This is a genomic window from Kitasatospora sp. NPDC096077 (assembly GCF_040303245.1).
Classification (GTDB): Bacteria; Actinomycetota; Actinomycetes; order Streptomycetales; family Streptomycetaceae; genus Kitasatospora.
In genome coordinates this window covers 23,525-43,093 of the sequence record NZ_JBEOSV010000018.1, presented here as the reverse complement: position 1 = coordinate 43,093, position 19,569 = coordinate 23,525, and the positions used below count along the sequence as shown (strand labels likewise).

Genomic DNA, 19,569 nt, shown 5'->3' with positions numbered 1-19,569 from the left:
AGCGGCCCCGCGGGACCGCTGCCGTCACGGAGGGACGATCGTTCGGATGCCCCTCACCCACCGCCCCGCCCGTGGCCCGCAGGCCTTCCCCGCCCGACTGCGGAGGGCCGGCGCCGACCTGGTGATCGGCGTGCTGATCGCCCTCGGCGCCGTGCTCTCCCTCGCCCTCTTCCTGATCACCAGCTACTTCGTGATCCTCGTCGTCATCGGCATCGGCGCACTGATGCTGCCGATCGTGACCGGGTGGGTCCGCCGCCTGTGCAACGCCAACCGGCGTGCGGCCGCCCGGTCAGGGGTCCCGGTGGACGTCCCCTACCGGCCCGCACCCCAGGAGTTCGAGCAGGACATCGTCGGCTGGATCCGCCGGTGCAAGTGGATCCTGACCGACCCCGCCACCTGGCGGGACCTGCTCTGGCTGCTGCTCAACTCGGTCGTCGGCATGACCGGCTTCCTCCCCGCCGCGGTGCTCTACTACGTCCTCGAAGGCCTCGCGCTGGCCGCTGGCCTGTGGCGGCCCGTCCTCCGCGCCCAGGGCACCGGCCGCGAGTACTTCCTCATCCCGATCCACAGCCAACCCACCGCCGCCCTGGGCGCGTTGGCGGCCGTGGCGCTCTTCGTCGCCTGGGTCCGGTACAGCCCGCTGCTCCTCATCCCGCACGCCCACTTCACCCGCCTGCTGCTCGGCCCCACCGAACGCTCCCGGCTCACCCTCCGGGTCCAGCACCTCGCCGAGACCCGCACCGGCGCCCTGGACACGGCCGCCGCCGAACTCCGCCGGATCGAACGCGACCTGCACGACGGCGCCCAGGCCAGGCTGGTCGGCCTCGGCCTCACCCTCGGCGCGCTCGAACGCCACCTCGGCGACGAGTCGGACGAGGCCCGCCGCCTGCTGCGCGACGCCCGCACCTCCTCCGTCGCCGCCCTGCGTGAGCTGCGCGACCTGGTGCGCGGCATCCATCCGCCGGTCCTCGCCGAACGCGGCCTCGCCGACGCCCTGCGCGCCCTCGGCCTGGCCAGCCCGCTGCGGGCGGAGGTGCTGGTGGACCTCCCGGGCGAGCTGCCGCCACCGCTCGAATCCGCCCTGTACTTCGCGGTCTCCGAGCTGCTCACCAACGCCCTCAAGCACGCCGACGCCGAGCACGTCCGGGTCGAAGTCCGCCATGACGGCGCCGTGCTGCACGCCCGCGTCCGCGACGACGGCCGGGGCGGCGCCGACCCCACGGCGGGCACCGGCCTGCACGGCATCCGCCGCCGACTGGCCACCTTCGACGGCACCCTCGACCTCACCAGCCCGCCGGGCGGCCCGACCACCATCACGATGGAGATACCGTGCGCATCGTCCTCGCCGAAGACCTCTTCCTGCTGAGGCAGGGCCTGATCCAACTCCTGGACGCCTACGGCTTCCAGACCGTGGCCGCCGTCGACAACGGCCCCGCCCTGCTCGAAGCCGCCGCCCATCACCGCCCCGACCTCCTGATCGTCGACGTCCGGCTGCCGCCCACCTTCACCACCGAGGGCCTCCGAGCCGCCCTCCAGGCCAGGCGCGAGAGCCCCGGACTCCCGATCCTGGTGCTCTCCCAGCACGTCGAGCAGATGTACGCCCGGGAACTGCTCGCCGACGGCACCGGCGGCATCGGCTACCTGCTCAAGGACAGCGTCTTCGACAACGAACAGTTCATCGACGCCATCCGCCGGGTCGCCGCCGGCGGCACCGCCATGGACCCGGCCGTGGTCTCCCAACTGATGGTCAGCCACGCCCGCGACCGGCCGCTCGCCACCCTCACCGCCCGCGAGCGCGAAGTCCTGGAACTGATGGCCGAGGGCTGCTCCAACACCGCCATCGCCCACCGCCTCGCCATCACCGAGGGCGCCGCGGCCAAGCACATCTCCAGCATCTTCGTCCGGCTCACCCTGCCCCCGGACAGCGACAGCAACCGCCGCGTCCTCGCCGTCCTCGCCTACCTCAACGCCTGACCGGGCGCCCCTGCGCCACTCAGGCGTCGAGCACCTGGCCGTGCCGCTTGACGACCGGGCCTTCCCCCGACCAGGGGAACTCGATCCAGTCGTCGGTCCGCTTCCACACGTACTCGCACTGGACGAGGGAGTGCGACTTCTCGTAGATGACGGCGGAGCGGACCTCGGCGACGTGGTCGAGGCAGAAGTCGTGCACCAGCTTCAGCGTCTTGCCGGTGTCGGCGACGTCGTCGGCGATCAGCACCTTCTTGTCGGTGAAGTCGATCGCGGCGGGTACGGGCGCCAGCATGACGGGCATGTCGAGGGTGGTGCCCACACCGGTGTAGAACTCGACGTTCACCAGGTGGATGTTCTTGCAGTCCAGCGCGTACGCCAGACCGCCCGCCACGAACACGCCGCCCCGGGCGATGCTCAGGACGAGGTCGGGCTCGTAGCCGTCGTCGGCGATCGTCTGCGCCAGCTCGCGCACGGCCCGGCCGAAGGTCTGGTAATCCAGGATCTCTCGCACATCAGTCACGCTGCCCAGTCTCCTTGAGACCCGCCCCGGAGGCGAATCCGCTCCCCCAGACCAGTCCAGCCGCGCCCCCTGCCCCCCAGCCGTGGTTCGTCGCCGGGTGTGACCGCCGGAGAGTTTCCAGGGTCTGCTTCATGACCTGGGCTCCCCGGCCGACCCGCCTCGACCACGACACCGTCGACGATGGTGGCGATGCTCCCCAATTCCCTCAATCAGTACCGAAGAAGCTCTCCAGGATCCGCTGCGCGGCCAGCCCCGCCGGCAGCGTGCCGGCCCGCACCTGGGCCTCCAGCTCCCCGCTCAGCCGCCGTACTTCCGGGTCCTCGTGCAGTCGCGCGTACAGCTGGTCGTGGACCATCGACCAGGTCCACTCGACCTGCTGCTCCCGCCGCTTGGCCGCCAGTGCGCCCGTCGCGTCCAGCACCTTGCGGTGCTGCTGCAGCCGCTCCCACAGGACGTCCAGCCCGGCCCCGTCCCGCCCGCTGCAGGTGAGCACCGGCGGTGTCCACGCCGCGTCCGGCGGCTGCAACAGCCGTAGCGCACCGGCCAGTTCGCGTGCGGCAGCCTTGGCGTCCCGCTCGTGCGGCCCGTCCGCCTTGTTGACGGCGATGACGTCGGCCAGCTCCAGCACGCCCTTCTTGATGCCCTGCAGCTGGTCGCCGGTGCGGGCCAGGCTGAGCAGCAGGAAAGTGTCCACCATCCCCGCCACGGCCGTCTCCGACTGGCCCACCCCCACCGTCTCGATGAGCACGACGTCGTACCCGGCGGCCTCCATGACCACCATGGACTCCCGGGTGGCCTTGGCGACCCCGCCCAGCGTCCCGGAGGTGGGCGACGGCCGGACGAAGGCGGCGGGATCCACCGCCAGCCGCTCCATCCGGGTCTTGTCGCCCAGGATGGAGCCGCCGGTCCGGGTCGACGTCGGGTCGACGGCCAGCACGGCCACCCGGTGCCCCGAGCCCGTGAGCATCGTCCCGAAGGTGTCGATGAAGGTCGACTTGCCGACACCGGGCACGCCGGTGATGCCGACCCGGACCGCCCCGCCCGCGTGCGGCAGCAGCCGTTGCAGCAGCTGCTGGGCGAGCGCGCGGTGGTCGGGGCGGCTGGATTCGACGAGGGTGACGGCGCGCGCGATCCAGGCGCGCGAGCCGTCGAGGACACCCGTCACATAGCTGTCGAGGTCGATCGTCCGGGGAGGCATCGGATCAGGCGATCACAGCTCGTGGCCGAGATCGGCCGCCAGCGACTTCAGCAGGTCGTACGCCGCCTCCGGGATGACCGTCCCGGGCGGGAAGACCGCCGCCGCGCCGGCCTCGTACAGGGCGTCGAAGTCCTGCGGCGGGATCACGCCGCCCACCACGATGGTGATGTCCTCCCGCCCCGCGGCCGCGAGTTCGGCGCGCAGCGCGGGCACCAGGGTGAGGTGCCCGGCGGCCAGTGAGGAGACGCCGACGATGTGGACGTCCGCCTCGACGGCCTGGCGGGCCACCTCGGCCGGGGTCTGGAACAGCGGGCCGACGTCGACGGTGAAGCCCAGGTCGGCGAAGGCGGTGGCGATCACCTTCTGGCCTCGGTCGTGGCCGTCCTGGCCCATCTTGGCGACCAGGATGCGCGGTCGGCGGCCCTCGGCCCGCTCGAACCGCTCGACCAGGTCGCGGGTGCGCTGCAGCGGGGCCGACGGGCCGGCTTCGTCTCGGTACACACCGGAGATGGTACGGATCTGGCCGGAGTGGCGGCCGTACACCTTCTCCAGGGCGTCCGAGATCTCGCCGACGGTGGCCTTGGCGCGGGCCGCGTTGACGGCCAGGTGCAGCAGATTGCCGTCGAGCGAGCCGCCGCGCTGCGGGCCGGCCTCGGCGGACCGGGTCAGCGCGTTCAGCGCGTCCTGGCAGGCGGCCTCGTCGCGCTCCTCGCGCAGTCGCCGCAGCTTCTCCAACTGCCGGGCCCGCACAGAGGAGTTGTCGACCTTGAGGACGTCGATCTGCTCGTCGTTCTCCACCCGGTACTTGTTGACGCCGATCACCGGCTGGCGGCCGGAGTCGATCCGGGCCTGGGTACGGGCGGCGGCCTCCTCGACGCGCATCTTGGGGATGCCCGCGTCGATCGCCTGGGCCATGCCGCCGGCCGCCTCGACCTCCTGGATGTGCTGCCAGGCCCGGGCGGCGAGGTCCTGGGTGAGCTTCTCGACGTACGCCGAGCCGCCCCAGGGGTCGATCACCCGGCAGGTGCCGGACTCCTGCTGCAGCAGCAGCTGGGTGTTGCGGGCGATCCGGGCGGAGAAGTCCGTCGGCAGGGCGAGCGCCTCGTCGAGGGCGTTGGTGTGCAGCGACTGGGTGTGGCCCTGGGTGGCGGCCATCGCCTCCACGCAGGTACGGGCGACGTTGTTGAACACGTCCTGGGCGGTCAGCGACCAGCCGGAGGTCTGTGAATGGGTGCGCAGCGAGAGGGACTTGGCGTTCTTCGGGTCGAACTGCTTGACCAGCTTGGCCCACAGCAGCCGGGCCGCGCGCAGCTTGGCGACCTCCATGAAGAAGTTCATCCCGATCGCCCAGAAGAACGACAGTCGCGGCGCGAAGGCGTCCACGTCCAGTCCCACGTCCAGGCCCGCGCGCAGGTACTCCACCCCGTCGGCGAGGGTGTAGGCCAGTTCCAGGTCGGCCGTCGCGCCGGCCTCCTGGATGTGGTAGCCGGAGATGGAGATCGAGTTGTACCGGGGCATCTTCTGCGAGGTGTACGCGAAGATGTCCGAGATGATCCGCATCGACGGCTGCGGCGGGTAGATGTAGGTGTTGCGGACCATGAACTCCTTGAGGATGTCGTTCTGGATGGTCCCCGCCAGTTTCTCCGGCGGTACGCCCTGCTCCTCGGCCGCGACGATGTACAGCGCCAGCACCGGGAGCACGGCGCCGTTCATGGTCATCGACACCGACATCTTGTCCAGCGGGATGCCGTCGAACAGCTGGCGCATGTCGTAGATCGAGTCGATGGCGACGCCCGCCATGCCGACATCGCCGGTGACCCGCGGGTGGTCGCTGTCGTAGCCGCGGTGGGTCGGCAGGTCGAAGGCGACCGAGAGGCCCTTCTGGCCGGCCGCCAGGTTGCGGCGGTAGAAGGCGTTGGACTCCTCGGCGGTGGAGAAGCCCGCGTACTGGCGGACGGTCCACGGCTGGTTGACGTACATGGTGGGGTACGGCCCGCGCAGGTACGGGGCGATGCCGGGGTACGTCTCCAGGAAGTCCAGGCCGGAGAGGTCGGCCGCGGTGTACAGCGGTTTGACGGCGATGCCCTCGGGGGTGTCCCAGACCAGCTCGTCGACGTCCTTGCCGGTGGACCGGCGCCAGGCGGCCTGCCACTGCTCGTCGGTGACGCCCGGGCGGGTGCCGGTGCTGCCGCTGCCGCTGCCGGTGTCGCCGGCGCCGTCGCCGTCCAGCCCGATGCCGGTGAAGTCGGGGATCATCGCGCCACTCCAATGAGGTCCAGCAGGGAGGTGAGGACGGCGATCGCGTCCCCGCCCGCGGAGATGAACTCGTCGACGCCGGAGGGCGGTTCGGCGAGCCGTCCGGCCAGCAGCACCCGTCGGGCGCCGGCCGCCTTGAGCGCCTCGGCGACCGCGCCGGCGTGCTCGCCGTACACCGCGTCGCTGGAGCACAGGCAGGCGACGGTCGCGCCGGAGGCCCGGAACGCGTCGGCGAACGCCGCCGGGTCGACGCCCTCGACGGCGGACGTCGCGATGCCGCCGGCCTGGAACAGGTTGGCCGCGAAGGTGGTGCGCCCGGTGTGCGCGGAGGCGGTGCCGATCGAGGCCAGGAACAGCTTCGGCCGGGCGCCGGTGGCGGCGAGGTGGGCGTCCGAGCGGTCCCGCAGCGCCTCGTACGCCTCGGCGCGGCGCACCCGCGGCAGCCCGCCCGGGTGGCGCCCGGGGGCGGGCTCGCGGACCAGCGGCTGCTCGTCCAGGTGCGGGAACTCGCTGACGCCGGTGATCGGTTCGCGCCGCTTGGCGAGCCTGACCGAGCGCTCCGCCCAGGTCGCGGCGATCCGCTCGCCGACCAGGCCGGAGCCTAGGGCGGCGGACTGGCCGCCGGCCCGCTCGATCTCCTGGAACCAGGCCCAGGCGGCCCGCGCCAGTTCGTCGGTCAGCTGCTCGACGTACCAGGAGCCGCCGGCCGGGTCGATCACCCGGGCCAGGTGGGACTCCTCCAGCAGGATCGCCTGGGTGTTGCGGGCGATCCGGCGGGCGAAGGCGTCGGGCTGGCCGAGCGCGCTGTCGAAGGGCAGCACGGTGACGGCGTCGGCGCCGCCGACCCCGGCGGCCAGACAGGCCACGGTGGTGCGCAGCATGTTCACCCACGGGTCGCGGGCGGTCATCATCACCTGGGAGGTGACGGCGTGCTGGCGCTGCGCGGAGGCGTCGGCGGAGGCCCCCGAGACCTCCGCGACGCGGGCCCAGAGGCGGCGCGCGGCCCGGAACTTGGCGATGGTGAGGAACTGGTCGGCGTCCGCGGCGTGGCGGAACTCCAGCTGCCCGAGCGCGGCGTCCACCGACAGTCCGGCGGCGGTCAGCGCGCGCAGGTAGGCGACGCCGGTGGCGAGCGCGCAGCCCAGCTCCTGGGCGGGGGAGGCGCCGGCCTCGTGGTACGGCAGGGCGTCCACGGTGAGCGCGCGGAGCTGCGGGTACCCGGCGGCGCAGCGGACGGCCAGCGCGGCGGCCTCGGCGAGCAGGGTGTCCGTCGCGGCGGCGGAGCCGGTCCGGGCCTGGAGGCCCAGCGGGTCGGCGCCGAGGCTGCCGGCGGCGGAGCCGGGGGAGACCTCGCGCTCCTCGTACAGCTTGAACAACTGCTCGGCGGCGTCGGTGAATTCGGGTCCCGCGTCGAGCGCCACCGCGGCCAGGTCCAGGTACACCCCGGCGAGCGCCTCGGGCAGTGCGGCGACCGGCAGGCCCTCGCCGCCCAGCTCCAGCCAGAGCGAGGTCACGCCGTGCTCCAGGTCGGCCAGGACCGCCTCGTTGGCGCGCCGGGCGTCCGGCGCGGTGTGCCGCTGGCGTACGTCCCACCCGGAGACGGCGGAGCCCTGCGGCCGCCCGCCGCGGACGAAGGGCGGGAAGCCGGGGTACCCGGGCTCGGCCGTGGTGTCCTCGGCGGTGTACAGCGGGCGGGCGCGCAGCCCGTCCGGGAGCGCGGTGGTGAGCGCCTGCTCGGCGGCGGCGCCGTCCTCGGGCTGGGCACCGGACTTGCGCAGCACGCCCTCGACGAGCTGCTGCCACTGCTCACGGTGCGCGGCCGGGAACTCGGCGGCGAGGGGGAGCCTTTCGGGCGGGACCTTCATGTCCGCAGGTTAGCGCCCGTTCGCATGGCCGGAGCAGGGGCGTCGCGTGTGACCTTGTTCTCGATTTGGCGCGTTCTGAGCGCCCGGTCAGCACTCCGTCCGACGGGGAGTGCCGCGGGGTGGCCCGGCGGGGGTCGTGGAGTGCCGGAGACGTGCTCGGAGAAGTGCCCGGAAAGATGCCCGGAACAGGGGGATTGCGGAACCCCGGCACTCATCTATTAAGTTACTTCGAAGAAGGCGGGCGGGGACGGCATCCCCCGTACGGCTCCGCCCGTCTTCGCCGACCTTTCGCGTGCCCGCACGTGTCTCCGGGCCCCCGCCCGTCCCCCGAAGGAGATCCCACCCCGATGGGAAAGCGCCGCAAGCCCAGCCCCCCGAGCCGGGCCCGCATGGCGGTCCTCACCACGGCGATGGCCGGCGGCGCGGTGCTCGCCTCCGGTACCGCCCACGCCGAGCCGACCCCGAACCTGGCCTCGGTGAAAGAGCAGGTGGACAAGCTCAACGAGGAGGCCGAGCAGTCCGTCGAGCAGTACAACGGCTTCCAGGACAAGCAGCAGAAGCTGCAGGGCGAGGCCAACCGGATCCAGGAGAAGGTCGCCCGCGGCCAGGAGGCGATGAACGAGCTGCGCACCCGGCTCGGCGCGGTCGCCGCCGACCAGTACCGCAACGGCGGCATCGACCCCTCCGTCCGGCTGATGCTCGACTCCGACCCGGCCGGCTACCTGGAGCGCGCCGCGGCGCAGAACCAGGTCGCGGACAGCCAGTCGGCCCTGCTCAAGCAGGCCCAGGAGGAGCAGCGCAAGCTGGACCAGGACCGCGCCGAGGCCACCGCCACGCTCGCCCAGCTCGACTCGGTGGGCACCGAGTTGGCCGGGAAGAAGCAGCAGATCCAGGCCAAGCTCGCCCAGGCCCAGGCCATGCTCAACAAGCTGAGCGCCGAGGACCGCGCCAAGGTCAACGCCCAGCAGTCCGCCGAGAAGGCCAAGGCCGAGGCCCGGCAAGCGGCCGATGCCGACCGCGCCTCCCGCTCCTCCGCGCGCCCGGACCTGAGCACCCCGGCCCCGCCGGCCAGCGGCCGCGCCGCCGCCATCATCGCGTTCGCCCAGGCCCAGCTCGGCAAGCCCTACGGCTGGGGCGCCACCGGCCCGAACAGCTTCGACTGCTCCGGCCTCACCGGCGCGGCCTACCGTGCGGCCGGGGTCAAGCTCTCCCGGATGTCGCAGGACCAGTGGAACGACGGCCCGCGCGTCTCCCGCGACGCCCTCCAGCCCGGCGACCTGGTGTTCTTCTACAACGACATCCACCACGTCGGCCTCTACATCGGCGACGGGAAGATGATCCACGCCCCGCGCACCGGCAAGAACGTCGAGGTCCTGCCGATCTCCGCGATGCCGTACATGGGCGCCGTCCGCCCGTAGCCGTCCGGCTGTAGCAGTCCGTCCGTAGCCGTCCGTAGCGCCGCCCCCGGGCGGGTCGTCGCCGACGACCCGCCCGGCCGCCGGTCAGTCGACGATCAACAGGCTGGCCCCCTTCGGCGCGCTGGAGCGGTGCGCCTCGGCCTCGTCGGCGACCTGGTAGCTGCAGCCCGGGCCGGTGACCACGACCCGGCCGTCGTCCAGCGTGGTGACCAGCTCGCCCGCCAGGACGTAGAGCACGTGCCCCTTGCGGCACCAGTGGTCGGCGACGTACCCGGCGCTGTAGTCCACCCGACGGACCCGTACCCCGCCGAACTCCCGCACCCGACTGGTCACTTCGCCGTGCTCACCCGGCTTGCGCCGCTCGGGGACGGTGCTCCAGTCGGTCGAGGTGAAGGGGAAGCCGATGAGTTCCATCCGGCCACCGTACGGCGCCCGGGTCCGGCCCGTCCGGCGGATGCCGTCAGCGGCAGGAGAGTCGGCCGGGGTCCGCGCGGCGGTCAACCCACCCCGGCCGAAGGGGAGTCGGGCTCAGAGCCCGGCCAGCCGCTCCAGGGCGAGCGCCTGCGTCGGGTCGGCGAGGCCGCCGGCCCTTCGGACGGCGGCGTCGTGGGCGGCGGCCAGGGCGTCCAGCCGGCGCAGCCGGGTACGGCCCTGGCGGGAGAGGTGGGCGCTGATCCGGCGGCGGTCCTGGTCGTCCTGGCGCCGGTAGACCCAGCCGTGGTCGGCCAGTTGGTCGACCAGTCGACTCAGGCTCGCCTGCGGGATCAGCAGGGTCTGGGCCAGCTCGCCCATCAGACGGCCCTCCCCGTCGGCGAGGGCGCGCAGCACCCGCCACTGGTCGACGGTGCAGTCCTCCTCGGCCAGGGCGGCGGCCAGGCCGGAGGAGAGTCGGCGGTGCGCCAGGGCGACCAGTTCGACCAGCAGCGGCCCGGGGGCGGCGCCGGTGGCCCGCAGCGCTCCGGTCGCCACTCCGGTCGGTGCGGCGTCGCTCGAAGCCATCCGTTCCTCCCCTTCCGGTCTTTCCCGAGGCCGACATCACGACGATACTCGCACTGGTGAGCGTCGAGGCCGTGCTGATCGATCCGCTCGAAGCGCTGCACTCCGCGCGGGACGGCCGGGAGCGGGCGGTGTTCCGGGTGGGCCTCGTCGTGCCGCAGTCCGGTCCGCTGGGCCTGACCGGCCCCTCCGCGCTGGACGGCGCCCTGCTCGCCGCGCACGAGGTGAACGCGGCCGGCGGCGTGCTCGGCCGGCCGCTGGAACTGGTGCTGGTGGACGGCGGCGGCACCCCGGAACGGGTCGCCGCCGAGGTGCGGCCGCTGCTGGCCGCGGGGGCGGTGGACGCGCTGGCCGGCTGCCACACCAGTGATGTGCACCGGGCGGTCGAGACGGTCGCGGCCGGCCGGGTCGCCTACGTCTACACCCCGCCGCACGAGGGCGGGTCCCGACTTCCCGGGGTGCTCTGCACCGGCGTCGACCCGCTGGCCCAACTCTCGCTCTCCGTCGACGAGCTGACGGAACATCACCATCTCCGACGCTGGGCCTTCATCGGCAACGACTACATCTGGCCGCGCTCCGTCCACCGCGCCGCCACCGCCCTGGTCGTCCGCACCGGCGCCCGGGTGGTGCTGGAGCGGCGGATCCCCTTCGGGGCGGTCGAGGGCGCGGTCGAGCCGCTGCTGGACGCGCTGCGCGCCAGCCGGGCGGACGCCCTGCTGCTCAGCCTGATCGGGCGGGATCAGGTGCACTTCAACCGGGCGCTGCGCCGCAGCGGACTGGACCACCGACTGGTCCGGCTCTCCGGAGCGTTGGAGGAGAATGGCCTGCTGGCGCTCGGCGGTGACGACACCGGCCTGCTGTACGCCGCCATGCCCTCCTTCGCCACCCTGGAGGAAGAGCGCCGGCAGGGCCTCGCCGAACGGCACCGGGCACTGTGCGGGCCGTGGGCGCCCGTCCTGGACGCGTACGCGGTGGGCCTGTACGACGGGCTGAGCCTGCTCGCCGAACTGGCCGCCCGCCGCTCGCTGGCCCCGGACGGGCTGGCGCGGGCCGCGCGGGGGCTGCTGCCCGCCGAGGGCCGCCCGGTCCACCTCGCCCGGGCCGAGGGCCTCGGCTTCGCAGTCCTGCGCTGAGCGCGCCCCGCTCGCCACGCGCTTCTCGGCTGTCGGAACGCCGCGACAAAACCCTTCCATCTGGAAATACTTTCCCCTACGGTCTCCCCACACACCCGCAGGGTCGTCCCGGAGAGAGAGCACCATGGCCGACACACCCGCGCCCCAGCCCGACGGCATCGAGAGCTACGGCTACCGACAGGAACTCCGCCGTTCCCTGACCTTCACCGACCTGCTCGTCTACGGGCTGGTCTTCATGGTGCCGATCGCGCCCTTCGGCATCTTCGGCGGCGTCTTCCAGGGCTCCGGCGGCATGGTCGCCCTGGCCTACGTCCTCGGCATGGTGGCGATGATGTTCACCGCCCTGTCGTACGCCCAGATGTCGCGGGCCTTCCCGATGGCCGGCTCGGTCTACACCTACGCCGGGCGCGGCATCGCGGCCCCGGTCGGCTTCCTGTCCGGCTGGATGATCCTGCTCGACTACGTGCTGGTGCCCGGCCTGCTGTACCTGATCGCGGGCGTCGCGATGAACTCCCTGGTGCCGTCCGTCCCGGTCTGGCTCTGGCTGATCGGCTTCGTGCTGCTCAACACCGCGGTCAACTACCTGGGCATCGAGACCACCTCCAAGGTCAACAAGGCGATGCTGATCGGCGAACTCGTCGTGCTGGCCCTGTTCGTGGTGGTCGGGGTGATCGCCCTCGCCGCCGGCAAGGGCCGGGGCTTCGACCTCACCCCGCTCTACAACGCCCACACCTTCTCCTGGAGCCTGGTCTTCGGGGCGGTCTCGGTCGCGGTGCTCAGCTTCCTCGGCTTCGACGGGATCTCCACCCTCTCCGAGGAGAACCGGGATTCCACCAAGGCGATCGGCCGGTCGATGGTGGCCGCGCTGCTGCTGGCGGGCACGCTGTTCATCGTGCAGACCTGGGTGGCCTCGCTGCTGGTGTCCGACCCGGACGCCCTGATCCGGGACGGCGATCCGAACGGCACCGCCTTCTACGACGCGGCCCGGACCGCCGCCGGCGGCTGGCTCGCCACGCTCACCGCCGCCTCCACCGCCGTGGCCTGGGGCTTCGCCAACTCCCTGGTCGCCCAGGCGGCCACCTCGCGGCTGCTGTACGCGATGGCCCGGGACCGCCAACTGCCCGCCTTCCTGGCCAGGATCCACCCCACCCGCCGGGTGCCGGTCAACGCCACCCTGCTGACCGCCGGGATCTCCCTGGTGCTCGGGCTCTACACGGCCTCCCGCAAGGACGGCATCACCCTGCTCAGCACCCTGGTCAACTTCGGGGCGCTGACCACCTTCCTGGTCCTGCACGTGGCGGTGGTCGTCCACTACCTGGTCCGGCAGCGCAGCAGGGACTACTGGCGGCACCTGATCGCCCCCGCGATCGGCTTCGCGATCCTCGGGTACGTCGTCGTCAACGCCAATATCGCGGCCCAGCGGCTGGGCTTCGTCTGGCTGCTGATCGGCGCGGTCGTGCTGACCGGGCTGATGGCGACCGGCCGCCGGCCCCGACTCGCCGTCACCGAGACCGAGACCGGCACCGGCACCGAGACCGACACCGTGCCCACCGTGGAAACCACTCCGGAGGAGAGCAAGTGAGCCTGCCCGAGACCGTCGTTCAGCTGTTCCCGACCCCCGAGGACTACGCCTACACCTTCGGCGGCCGCGCCCCGCTGCTGACCGTCCGGCCCGGCGCCGTCGTCGAGTTGAGCACCGAGGACTGCTTCGGCGGCAAGGTGCGCGGCACCGGCGACCTGCCCAGCCAGGTGTGCGTCTTCCCCTACCTCAACCCGGTCACCGGCCCGATCGCGGTGGCCGGCGCCGAGCCCGGCGACCTGCTCGCGGTGCACTTCGTGGAGATCACCCCGGCCCGCGACCACGGCATCTCCAGCACCTTCCCGCACTTCGGCGCACTGACCGCGACCCACAGCACGGCGATGCTGCACCAGCCGCTGGAGGAACGGGTCTGGGTCTACGACCTGGACGTCGAGGCCGGCCTCTGCCGGTTCCGGGCCCGGCACGGCGGGTTCACGGTCGACCTGCCGCTGGACCCGATGCACGGCACGGTCGGCGTCGCCCCGGCGGCCGGGGAGGTGCTGGCCTCGATCACCCCGGGCGCCCACGGCGGCAACCTGGACACCCCGGAGCTGCGGGCCGGCACCACGGCGTACTTCGGCGTCAACGTCGAGGGCGGCCTGCTCGCCATCGGCGACGGCCACGCCCGCCAGGGCGAGGGGGAGGTCTGCGGGACGGCGGTGGAGGCGGCGATGCGCACCACCGTGATCGTCGACCTGGTCAAGGGCGGCGGACCGGCCTGGCCCCGGCTGGAGAACGACGACTTCCTGATCAGCACCGGCTCCGCCCGCCCGCTGGAGGACGCCTTCCGGATCAGCCAGCACGACCTGGTCGGCTGGACCGGCGGCCTGCTCGGCCTGGACCAGCTGGACGCCTACCAGCTGGTCAGCCAGGCCGGCCTGGCCCCGGCCGCGAACGTCTGCGACACCAACTACACGATGGTCGCCAAGCTGCCCAAGCGGGTGCTGGGCCGGACCCGCGCCTACGACGGCCTGCACGACCGGCTGCGCGAGAGCGCGGCGGCGTACCTGCGGCACCGCTAGACGCCGACCCGCCGACCGCCACCCCACCGTTACGGGTACGGCGCGCAGGCCAGCAGGTACGGCAGCGCCGGCAGCGTCGACACCACCAGGCCCCAGGCCAGTCGACGCCGCCGGTCGCCGCCCGGCCGGGCCAGTCGGCGCACCCGGTCCAGCACCCCGGTGGAGGCGACTCCGAACGCGTCCCCGGGAGCAGTCCCGGGAGCGACCCCCGGAGTCGCTCCGGAGGTCGCCAACGCGCAGAGCGCCGAGGCCAGTTCACTCCGGGACACCGACCGCAGCGCCGCATCGTCCGCCGCCATCTCCAACAGCAGCGCCACCTCCGAGCGCCCCAGCCGGGCCAGCGGCAGCGGGCCCAGCAGCAGCGCGAAGGTGTCGGCGGGCAGCCGGAACAGGTGGTGGCGGCCGCGCAGGTGCCCGTGCTCGTGGGCGACGGCCGCGGCCAACTGCCGGTCGTCCAGCAGCCGCAGCGCCCCGCGCGACAGCACCACCCGGGAGCGCCGCCCGGGCAGGCAGTAGACGGTCGGCCGGGCGTGCTCCAGCACCAGCGCGCCCCAGCGCCGGTCCCGTACCGCGACCAGGTCCAGCACCGCCCGGTGCCGCCGCCGGGCCCGTCCGGCCCGGGCGCCGACCGCTGCCAGTACGGCGGTGAGCGCCGCGCCGACGGCGGCCAGCAGCCACCAGTCGTGGGTGTGCGGCACGACCGGCCCGAGCCGGTCGGTGTGGGGGAGCAGGCCGAGCAGCCCGGTCGGCTCGTGCGCGGCGGGGTCGAACGCGTGGTGCGCCGCGAGCACCAGGGCGACGGTGAAGGAGGCCATCAGGGCCAGCCAGAGCGCCGCGCCGAGCGCCGGCCGGGCCTGCAGCCGGGCCCGGAGGCGGGCGGAGCCGACCAGCCGGCGGGGCAGCAGCACGCCGGTCACGGCCAGGTGGAGGCCGAGCAGGGCGAGCGTCACTCGGCGTCCCGGGCCTTCACCTGTTCGAGGGCGGCGAGCAGTGCGGACGCCTCGTCCCCGCTGATCCGGTCGACGAACCGGAGCAGCGCGCCGGCCCGGTCGGGGGTGGTCTCCAGCGCCTGGTGCATCAGCTCGGCGGTGTACGCCTCCCGGGTGCAGGTCGGCTCGTACACCCAGGCGCGGCCGACCTTGTCCCGGCGCAGCCAGCCCTTGGTGTGCAGGATGTCGGCGACGGTGGTCACGGTGGTGTACGCCACCGCCCGCTGCCGCTGGAGGTCGTCGACCACCTCGCGCACGGTGGCCGGCCGGCCCCAGGACCAGAGCCGGTCCATGATCTCGGCCTCGAGATCGCCGAAACCCCGTAGCACCGCCCTCGTCTCCCTCACCGAACCGGTCGCCGGCGCCCTTCGCCCGCTGGAACGCGGCCCATGGTACGGCGAGCGCCGGGCGCCCGCCTCCGGGTGACGGAGACGGGCGCCCACGGGATCCGGGAGGTGCCCGGGTGGTGCTCGGGTCGTGCTCAGCAGGTGTCGAAGGTGCTCGCCCGGTGACCGGAGCAGGTGCTCGGGTCGGAGTGGGCGCTCAGGACAGCCGCCGCGCGAGCGGCACCCTGGAGCGGGTGAACAGCGCCGCGAGCAGCCCCGCCACCACCGGCAGCACCAGCACCACCAGCAGCAGTTCCCCCCACGGCGCGCTGAGGATCATCGGCTTCGACCCGAACCCGCTGGCCCGGGACTTCAGCAGCCCGACCGCCGGGACGAAGCCGTTGGCCGCCCCCAGCAGCGCCCCGAGCAGGGCGATCAGCCCGCACTGGAGGCCCGCCATGGTCCGGCGGATCCGCGGCGGGGCGCCGACGGCGGCCAGGGTGGCCTGGTCCTGCCGGGAGTCGGCGGCGGCGAGTCCGGTGGCGATCCCGGCGGCGCCGAGCACCACCAGCGCGGCGAAGCCGCTGAGCGCGAGGGTGAGCGCGTCGCCCTTGGACTGGTAGCCGCGCTCGACGTCCAGCTCGGAGTAGTGGTCCAGCTGGGCGGCGACGGCCGCGGCCCGCTGCTGCGCCTTGCGGTCGGGCGGGGTGGCCGGGCGCCAGACCGCGCCCTGGGGCGCCGAGGCGAGACCGAGCTTGGCCAGCGCGGAGGCGGGCATCAGCCCCTGGGCGAAGCGGGCGGCGTTCGGGTTGTCGACCAGCACCGCGTCCACCGGGACCTCCTGGAGGTCGGGCTTGGGGATCTGCCCGGGCTGCAGCGGCGCGCCGCCGCCCCCGCGCAGCATCAGCACGGCCTTGCCGTCGGCGCCGACCAGGGTGCGGTCGAAGACCAGCAACTTCCCGGCGGCCAGCGCCTGTTCGGCCGCCGGATCGCGGAGGTCGAACAGGTTGTGCAGCAGGGTGGCGTCGCCGGTGGCCAGGTGCGGCGGTGCGCTGAGCGTGTGCCAGTCGACCGGGCCCTTGAGCTGGACGGCGCTGGAGCAGTTGTCGCAGAACTTGTAGACCACCTGGCCGATGTCGGCGCGCTGGCCGAGCCCGGTCAGCTCCTGCTCCACCGCGGCCGGCAGCTCGGCGGCCTGCGGACCGTCCCGGTGGCTGGTCAACTGCACGGCGCCGTAAGGAGCTTGCGGCCGGTAGTCACGCCGGTTCTCGGCGTCGGTGCTGGTGCTGTACACCCCGATGGCGACCGCCCCGGCGACCGCGGCCATCACCGCGGCGACGGCGGGCGCGGTGCGCGAGCGGTTGCGGGCGGAGTCCCGCAGCGCCAGCCGGGGGCCGAGCGGCAGCCGTCCGGCGAACCGGCCGAACAGCGCGACCAGCACCGGGGTGCAGGCCAGCAGCCCGAGTTCGGCGGCGACCGAGCCGCCGAGCACGATCAGCGTGCGGGCGTCGTAGGTACTGACCACGGTGCGCCCGTGGCTCACCGCGCCGGCGCCGTACATCGCGATCGCGCCGCCGCCGAGGATCAGCACCACGCCGGCCACGGTGACCAGGCGGCTGGGCGCCCGGACGGTGTCCCGCCCGGTGAGCCCGGCGGTGACGCTGCGCCGGGCGGCCTGCCAGGCCGGCAGCGCGGCGGCGAGCAGGGCGGTGCACAGGCCGACCCCGGCGATGGCCAGCAGGTCCAGCGGGGGAAGGGCGAAGTGTCCGAAGCGCGCGCCGCCGACCTCCTCGACCACCGGCTGGAGCACGGCGACCACGGCGGTGCCGGCGACCACGCCGACGGCTGCCCCGGCCAGGCCGAGCACCAGCCCGCCGCCGAGCACCACCGCGCCGATGTGGCCGCGCCGGCCGCCCGCGGCGCCGAGCAGGGCGAGCTGGCGGCGGGAGCGGCGGGCGCCGACCGCGAAGGCGGGCCCGGCGAGCAGGGCGACCTCCAGCAGGCCCATCCCGGTCACGGTGGCGACCACGACCTTGGTGCTGTTGCCGTCGGCGGGGTCGTGGAAGACGGTGGAGTCCCGGTAGTAGGGGACAGCCCGCTCCGCCGGCGGGTCGAGCGCGACCGAGCGCGCGGTGAGGGTGTAGCCGTGGGCGTTGAACAGCTGGACCCGGGCCCAGTCGAGGGCGACCCCGCCCGGCAGGTGCACCAGCCAGGATCCGTGCCCGCCCTGGGCCTGCTTGGCGCCGGGGTCCGCGGGGTCCGCGGCGGCGGCCAGCTGGTCGAGCAACTCGCCCGGCCTGGCGACGAGTTCGACCTTGCCGAGGTCGTCCGGGTGCTCCACCACACCGGTGATGGTGAAGGTGGTGCGCTCCAGCCCCTGGACGGTGGTGGTGCCGCCGAGCGGGAGCCCGGAGTGGTCCAGGAAGGCCTGGGTGGCGGCCAGTTCGTGCGGGGCGCCGGGGGCGCGGCCCTTGACCAGGTTCAGCCGGCCGTGCCAGACCGGGTCGCCGAGGTCGGCCTCGGTGGTGAGGGTGCGGACCAGTCCCTCGGGCGAGGTCGCGCCGGTCTCCGGTCCGCTCCGGACCGGGGTGAGCGTGCTGCCGGGCGGCAGCAGCGAGCCGACCAGGGTGGCCGGATCGGTGCTCGCGCCCTTCAGCTGCTCGGGCGTGGGCTGCTGTCCGGGCCGGGGCTGGGCGACGAAGGCACCGTCCTCGGCGACCGGGGCCTGTTCGACGGTCTGGCCCGGGCTGAGCGCGGTGACCAGGGCGTCCGCGCGGCCGACCACCCGCTCGACCCGTTCGCCCGGGGTCAGCTGCCCGCTGCGGTGGACCACGTCGGCGCCGGTGACCCCGAGGACGGGCAGCGCGATCATGGCCAGGATCAGGGCGCTGCGCCCCTTGGCCCGCAGCGCGTCGCGCCGGGCGATCCGCAGCGCGACCTTCCACGCTCCGATCCTCATCGGGCCGCCCCGTCCAGGTGGTTGGGCCGGTGGACGGCGGCCGGGCAGCCGCCGGAGCGGCGTCCGACGCTCTCCGAGGCGACCGCGCCGTCCCGCAGGTGGATCACCCGGTCCGCCCAACTGGCGTGCGCGGCCTCGTGGGTGACCATCATGGCGGCCGCCCCGGCGTCGCAGCGGGCGCGCAGCACGGCGAGCACGGCGTCGCCGGTGGCGGAGTCGAGCGCGCCGGTGGGTTCGTCGGCGAGGACGAGTCGGCGCTCGCCGATCAGGGCGCGGGCGATGGCGACGCGCTGCTGCTGGCCACCGGACATGTCGTCGGGGAAGCGGTCGGCGAGCTCACCGATGCCGAGCTCCTCCAGGGCGGCGAGGGCCTCGCGGCGGGCGGTGCGGCCGGAGACGCCGTCGAGCTCGCGCGGCAGGGCGATGTTCTCGGCGGCGGTGAGCGCCGGGATCAGGTTGTAGTCCTGGAAGACGTACCCGACGGAGCGTCGCCGCAGGTCGGCGAGCTTGCCCTTGCCGAGGCCGCCGAGCGCGACGCCCTCGACCAGCACCTGGCCCTCGCTGGGCAGGTCCAGCCCGCCGGCCAGGGTGAGCAGGGTCGACTTGCCGGAGCCGGACGGGCCCATCACGGCGACGAACTCGCCCGCGTGGACGGTCAGGTCGACCCCGCGCAGGGCGTTCACCTCGGCGGCGCCGCGGCCGTGCACCCGGGAGACCCCGGCCAGCTGCAGGACGGGCGCGGGCCGGCTCGGATCGATGTGGGACACAGTTCCCCCTCGTGAGCTGTTCAGCTGCATATGTCGGTGAACTATATATGCCGCCAGGGGATGCACAAGCCGTCCCGGATTCGGTCAAGGTTCTACAAAGGTGTCGACGATCAGCCGAAAAGGTGACATGGGGCGGCCGCGCCGGGGCTATGCTTTTCGAGGTTTGAAAAGGCACCTCGTTCGGTGAGGCGTCTTCACGGACACAGGCCACTGACCCGACGACGTCGAGAGACGCCCAGGTTCAGGACAGGTCTTCCCGAGTTAAGGGTTGACCCCAAGTGGCTTCCGGCCGATCCGGCTGGACACGCCGTGGAGTGCCAAAGCTCTGACGAGTTGGGGTGGACCGGTCTCCTGCGACCGGTGTGCTCCTTGCCGTGTCGTGATGCGGCGCACAGACGGTGCGCCCCCGACCGGGAGGAGGCGAGAGACATGGACTGTGATAGTCCGGGCCACAGTAGCCCCTACCCCCGCATGCTCTCGAACACCTCCGGCACGCGGTAACAACCTTCCCTGCGCGTTCACCCAGGCCTTCGTCGTGCGCTCAACCATGCCCCGACGCAAGCCGCCTGA

16 protein-coding genes and 1 riboswitch are annotated in these 19,569 nt (G+C 73.6%); of the genes, 6 read left to right on the top strand and 10 right to left on the bottom strand.

The window, feature by feature from the left end:
* The first annotated feature begins 46 nt into the window (after positions 1-46).
* Together ABTZ03_RS17895 and ABTZ03_RS17890 are read left to right on the top strand one after the other, a co-directional pair.
* The gene (locus ABTZ03_RS17895) at positions 47-1,366 is read left to right on the top strand and encodes a sensor histidine kinase (protein WP_350513929.1); all 1,320 of its coding nucleotides are present in this window, start codon (positions 47-49) and stop codon (positions 1,364-1,366) included.
* Positions 1,330-1,974, top strand: a complete 645-nt coding sequence (locus ABTZ03_RS17890) for a response regulator (RefSeq protein ID WP_350513928.1) — start codon at positions 1,330-1,332, stop codon at positions 1,972-1,974. Before ABTZ03_RS17895 ends, ABTZ03_RS17890 begins: the two co-directional genes overlap by 37 nt.
* Positions 1,975-1,993: 19 nt before the next feature.
* Here the strand turns inward: ABTZ03_RS17890 and ABTZ03_RS17885 are convergent, their stop codons facing one another.
* From ABTZ03_RS17885 to ABTZ03_RS17870, 4 genes are all read right to left on the bottom strand, one after another.
* A complete protein-coding gene (locus tag ABTZ03_RS17885) occupies positions 1,994-2,491 on the bottom strand; it encodes a phosphoribosyltransferase (RefSeq protein ID WP_350513927.1) in 498 nt (165 codons plus the stop codon).
* Between the two features lie 205 nt (positions 2,492-2,696).
* Positions 2,697-3,689, bottom strand: coding sequence for a methylmalonyl Co-A mutase-associated GTPase MeaB (meaB, locus tag ABTZ03_RS17880; protein ID WP_350513926.1), 993 nt, complete (start codon positions 3,687-3,689; stop codon positions 2,697-2,699).
* Between the two features lie 12 nt (positions 3,690-3,701).
* Entirely contained in the window at positions 3,702-5,945 is a 2,244-nt protein-coding gene (gene scpA, locus ABTZ03_RS17875) for a methylmalonyl-CoA mutase (RefSeq protein WP_350513925.1), read from the bottom strand.
* Positions 5,942-7,810, bottom strand: coding sequence for a methylmalonyl-CoA mutase family protein (locus tag ABTZ03_RS17870; RefSeq protein WP_350513924.1), 1,869 nt, complete (start codon positions 7,808-7,810; stop codon positions 5,942-5,944). Before ABTZ03_RS17870 ends, scpA begins: the two co-directional genes overlap by 4 nt.
* A 347-nt stretch (positions 7,811-8,157) precedes the next feature.
* Between ABTZ03_RS17870 and ABTZ03_RS17865 the strand changes: the two genes are divergently transcribed.
* Entirely contained in the window at positions 8,158-9,228 is a 1,071-nt protein-coding gene (locus ABTZ03_RS17865; protein WP_350513923.1) for a C40 family peptidase, read from the top strand.
* 84 nt (positions 9,229-9,312) lie between these two features.
* On the opposite strand, the gene ABTZ03_RS17860 is transcribed toward ABTZ03_RS17865, so the two are convergent.
* Positions 9,313-9,642 (bottom strand): DHCW motif cupin fold protein, encoded by a 330-nt coding sequence (locus tag ABTZ03_RS17860; protein WP_350513922.1) that lies wholly within the window; start codon positions 9,640-9,642, stop codon positions 9,313-9,315.
* A 114-nt stretch (positions 9,643-9,756) separates the two neighbouring features.
* Positions 9,757-10,227, bottom strand: a complete 471-nt coding sequence (locus tag ABTZ03_RS17855; RefSeq protein ID WP_350513921.1) for a MarR family winged helix-turn-helix transcriptional regulator — start codon at positions 10,225-10,227, stop codon at positions 9,757-9,759.
* A 56-nt stretch (positions 10,228-10,283) separates the two neighbouring features.
* On the opposite strand from ABTZ03_RS17855, the gene ABTZ03_RS17850 reads away from it, so the two are divergent.
* The 3 genes from ABTZ03_RS17850 (at position 10,284) to ABTZ03_RS17840 (ending at position 13,958) form a co-directional block, all read left to right on the top strand.
* A complete protein-coding gene (locus tag ABTZ03_RS17850; RefSeq protein WP_350513920.1) occupies positions 10,284-11,357 on the top strand; it encodes a substrate-binding domain-containing protein in 1,074 nt (357 codons plus the stop codon).
* A 124-nt stretch (positions 11,358-11,481) separates the two neighbouring features.
* Positions 11,482-12,939, top strand: a complete 1,458-nt coding sequence (locus ABTZ03_RS17845) for an APC family permease (protein ID WP_350513919.1) — start codon at positions 11,482-11,484, stop codon at positions 12,937-12,939.
* Complete coding sequence (locus tag ABTZ03_RS17840; protein WP_350513918.1) at positions 12,936-13,958, top strand: acetamidase/formamidase family protein; 1,023 nt, start codon at positions 12,936-12,938, stop codon at positions 13,956-13,958. Before ABTZ03_RS17845 ends, ABTZ03_RS17840 begins: the two co-directional genes overlap by 4 nt.
* A 29-nt stretch (positions 13,959-13,987) precedes the next feature.
* Here ABTZ03_RS17840 and ABTZ03_RS17835 read toward each other — a convergent pair whose 3' ends face one another.
* The 4 genes from ABTZ03_RS17835 to ABTZ03_RS17820 form a co-directional block, all read right to left on the bottom strand.
* Positions 13,988-14,908 (bottom strand): M56 family metallopeptidase, encoded by a 921-nt coding sequence (locus ABTZ03_RS17835; RefSeq protein ID WP_350513917.1) that lies wholly within the window; start codon positions 14,906-14,908, stop codon positions 13,988-13,990.
* Entirely contained in the window at positions 14,905-15,240 is a 336-nt protein-coding gene (locus ABTZ03_RS17830) for a BlaI/MecI/CopY family transcriptional regulator (protein WP_400922324.1), read from the bottom strand. The genes ABTZ03_RS17835 and ABTZ03_RS17830 overlap by 4 nt, the downstream gene beginning before the upstream one ends.
* A gap of 250 nt (positions 15,241-15,490) precedes the next feature.
* Complete coding sequence (locus tag ABTZ03_RS17825; protein ID WP_350513915.1) at positions 15,491-18,232, bottom strand: FtsX-like permease family protein; 2,742 nt, start codon at positions 18,230-18,232, stop codon at positions 15,491-15,493.
* A complete protein-coding gene (locus tag ABTZ03_RS17820) occupies positions 18,229-19,029 on the bottom strand; it encodes an ABC transporter ATP-binding protein (protein WP_502894498.1) in 801 nt (266 codons plus the stop codon). The genes ABTZ03_RS17825 and ABTZ03_RS17820 overlap by 4 nt, the downstream gene beginning before the upstream one ends.
* Positions 19,030-19,167: 138 nt before the next feature.
* A riboswitch (M-box (ykoK) riboswitch) is annotated at positions 19,168-19,344 on the top strand.
* Positions 19,345-19,569: the final 225 nt, after the last annotated feature.

Coding starts and splice junctions, on each gene's coding strand:
- scpA (WP_350513925.1), bottom strand. CDS start 5,945: ATGATCCCCGACTTCACCGGCATCGGGCTGGACGGCGACGGCGCCGGC.
- ABTZ03_RS17895 (WP_350513929.1), top strand. CDS start 47: ATGCCCCTCACCCACCGCCCCGCCCGTGGCCCGCAGGCCTTCCCCGCC.
- ABTZ03_RS17830 (WP_400922324.1), bottom strand. CDS start 15,240: ATGGACCGGCTCTGGTCCTGGGGCCGGCCGGCCACCGTGCGCGAGGTG.
- ABTZ03_RS17860 (WP_350513922.1), bottom strand. CDS start 9,642: ATGGAACTCATCGGCTTCCCCTTCACCTCGACCGACTGGAGCACCGTC.
- ABTZ03_RS17845 (WP_350513919.1), top strand. CDS start 11,482: ATGGCCGACACACCCGCGCCCCAGCCCGACGGCATCGAGAGCTACGGC.
- ABTZ03_RS17820 (WP_502894498.1), bottom strand. CDS start 19,029: ATGCAGCTGAACAGCTCACGAGGGGGAACTGTGTCCCACATCGATCCG.
- ABTZ03_RS17870 (WP_350513924.1), bottom strand. CDS start 7,810: ATGAAGGTCCCGCCCGAAAGGCTCCCCCTCGCCGCCGAGTTCCCGGCC.
- meaB (WP_350513926.1), bottom strand. CDS start 3,689: ATGCCTCCCCGGACGATCGACCTCGACAGCTATGTGACGGGTGTCCTC.
- ABTZ03_RS17855 (WP_350513921.1), bottom strand. CDS start 10,227: ATGGCTTCGAGCGACGCCGCACCGACCGGAGTGGCGACCGGAGCGCTG.
- ABTZ03_RS17865 (WP_350513923.1), top strand. CDS start 8,158: ATGGGAAAGCGCCGCAAGCCCAGCCCCCCGAGCCGGGCCCGCATGGCG.
- ABTZ03_RS17825 (WP_350513915.1), bottom strand. CDS start 18,232: ATGAGGATCGGAGCGTGGAAGGTCGCGCTGCGGATCGCCCGGCGCGAC.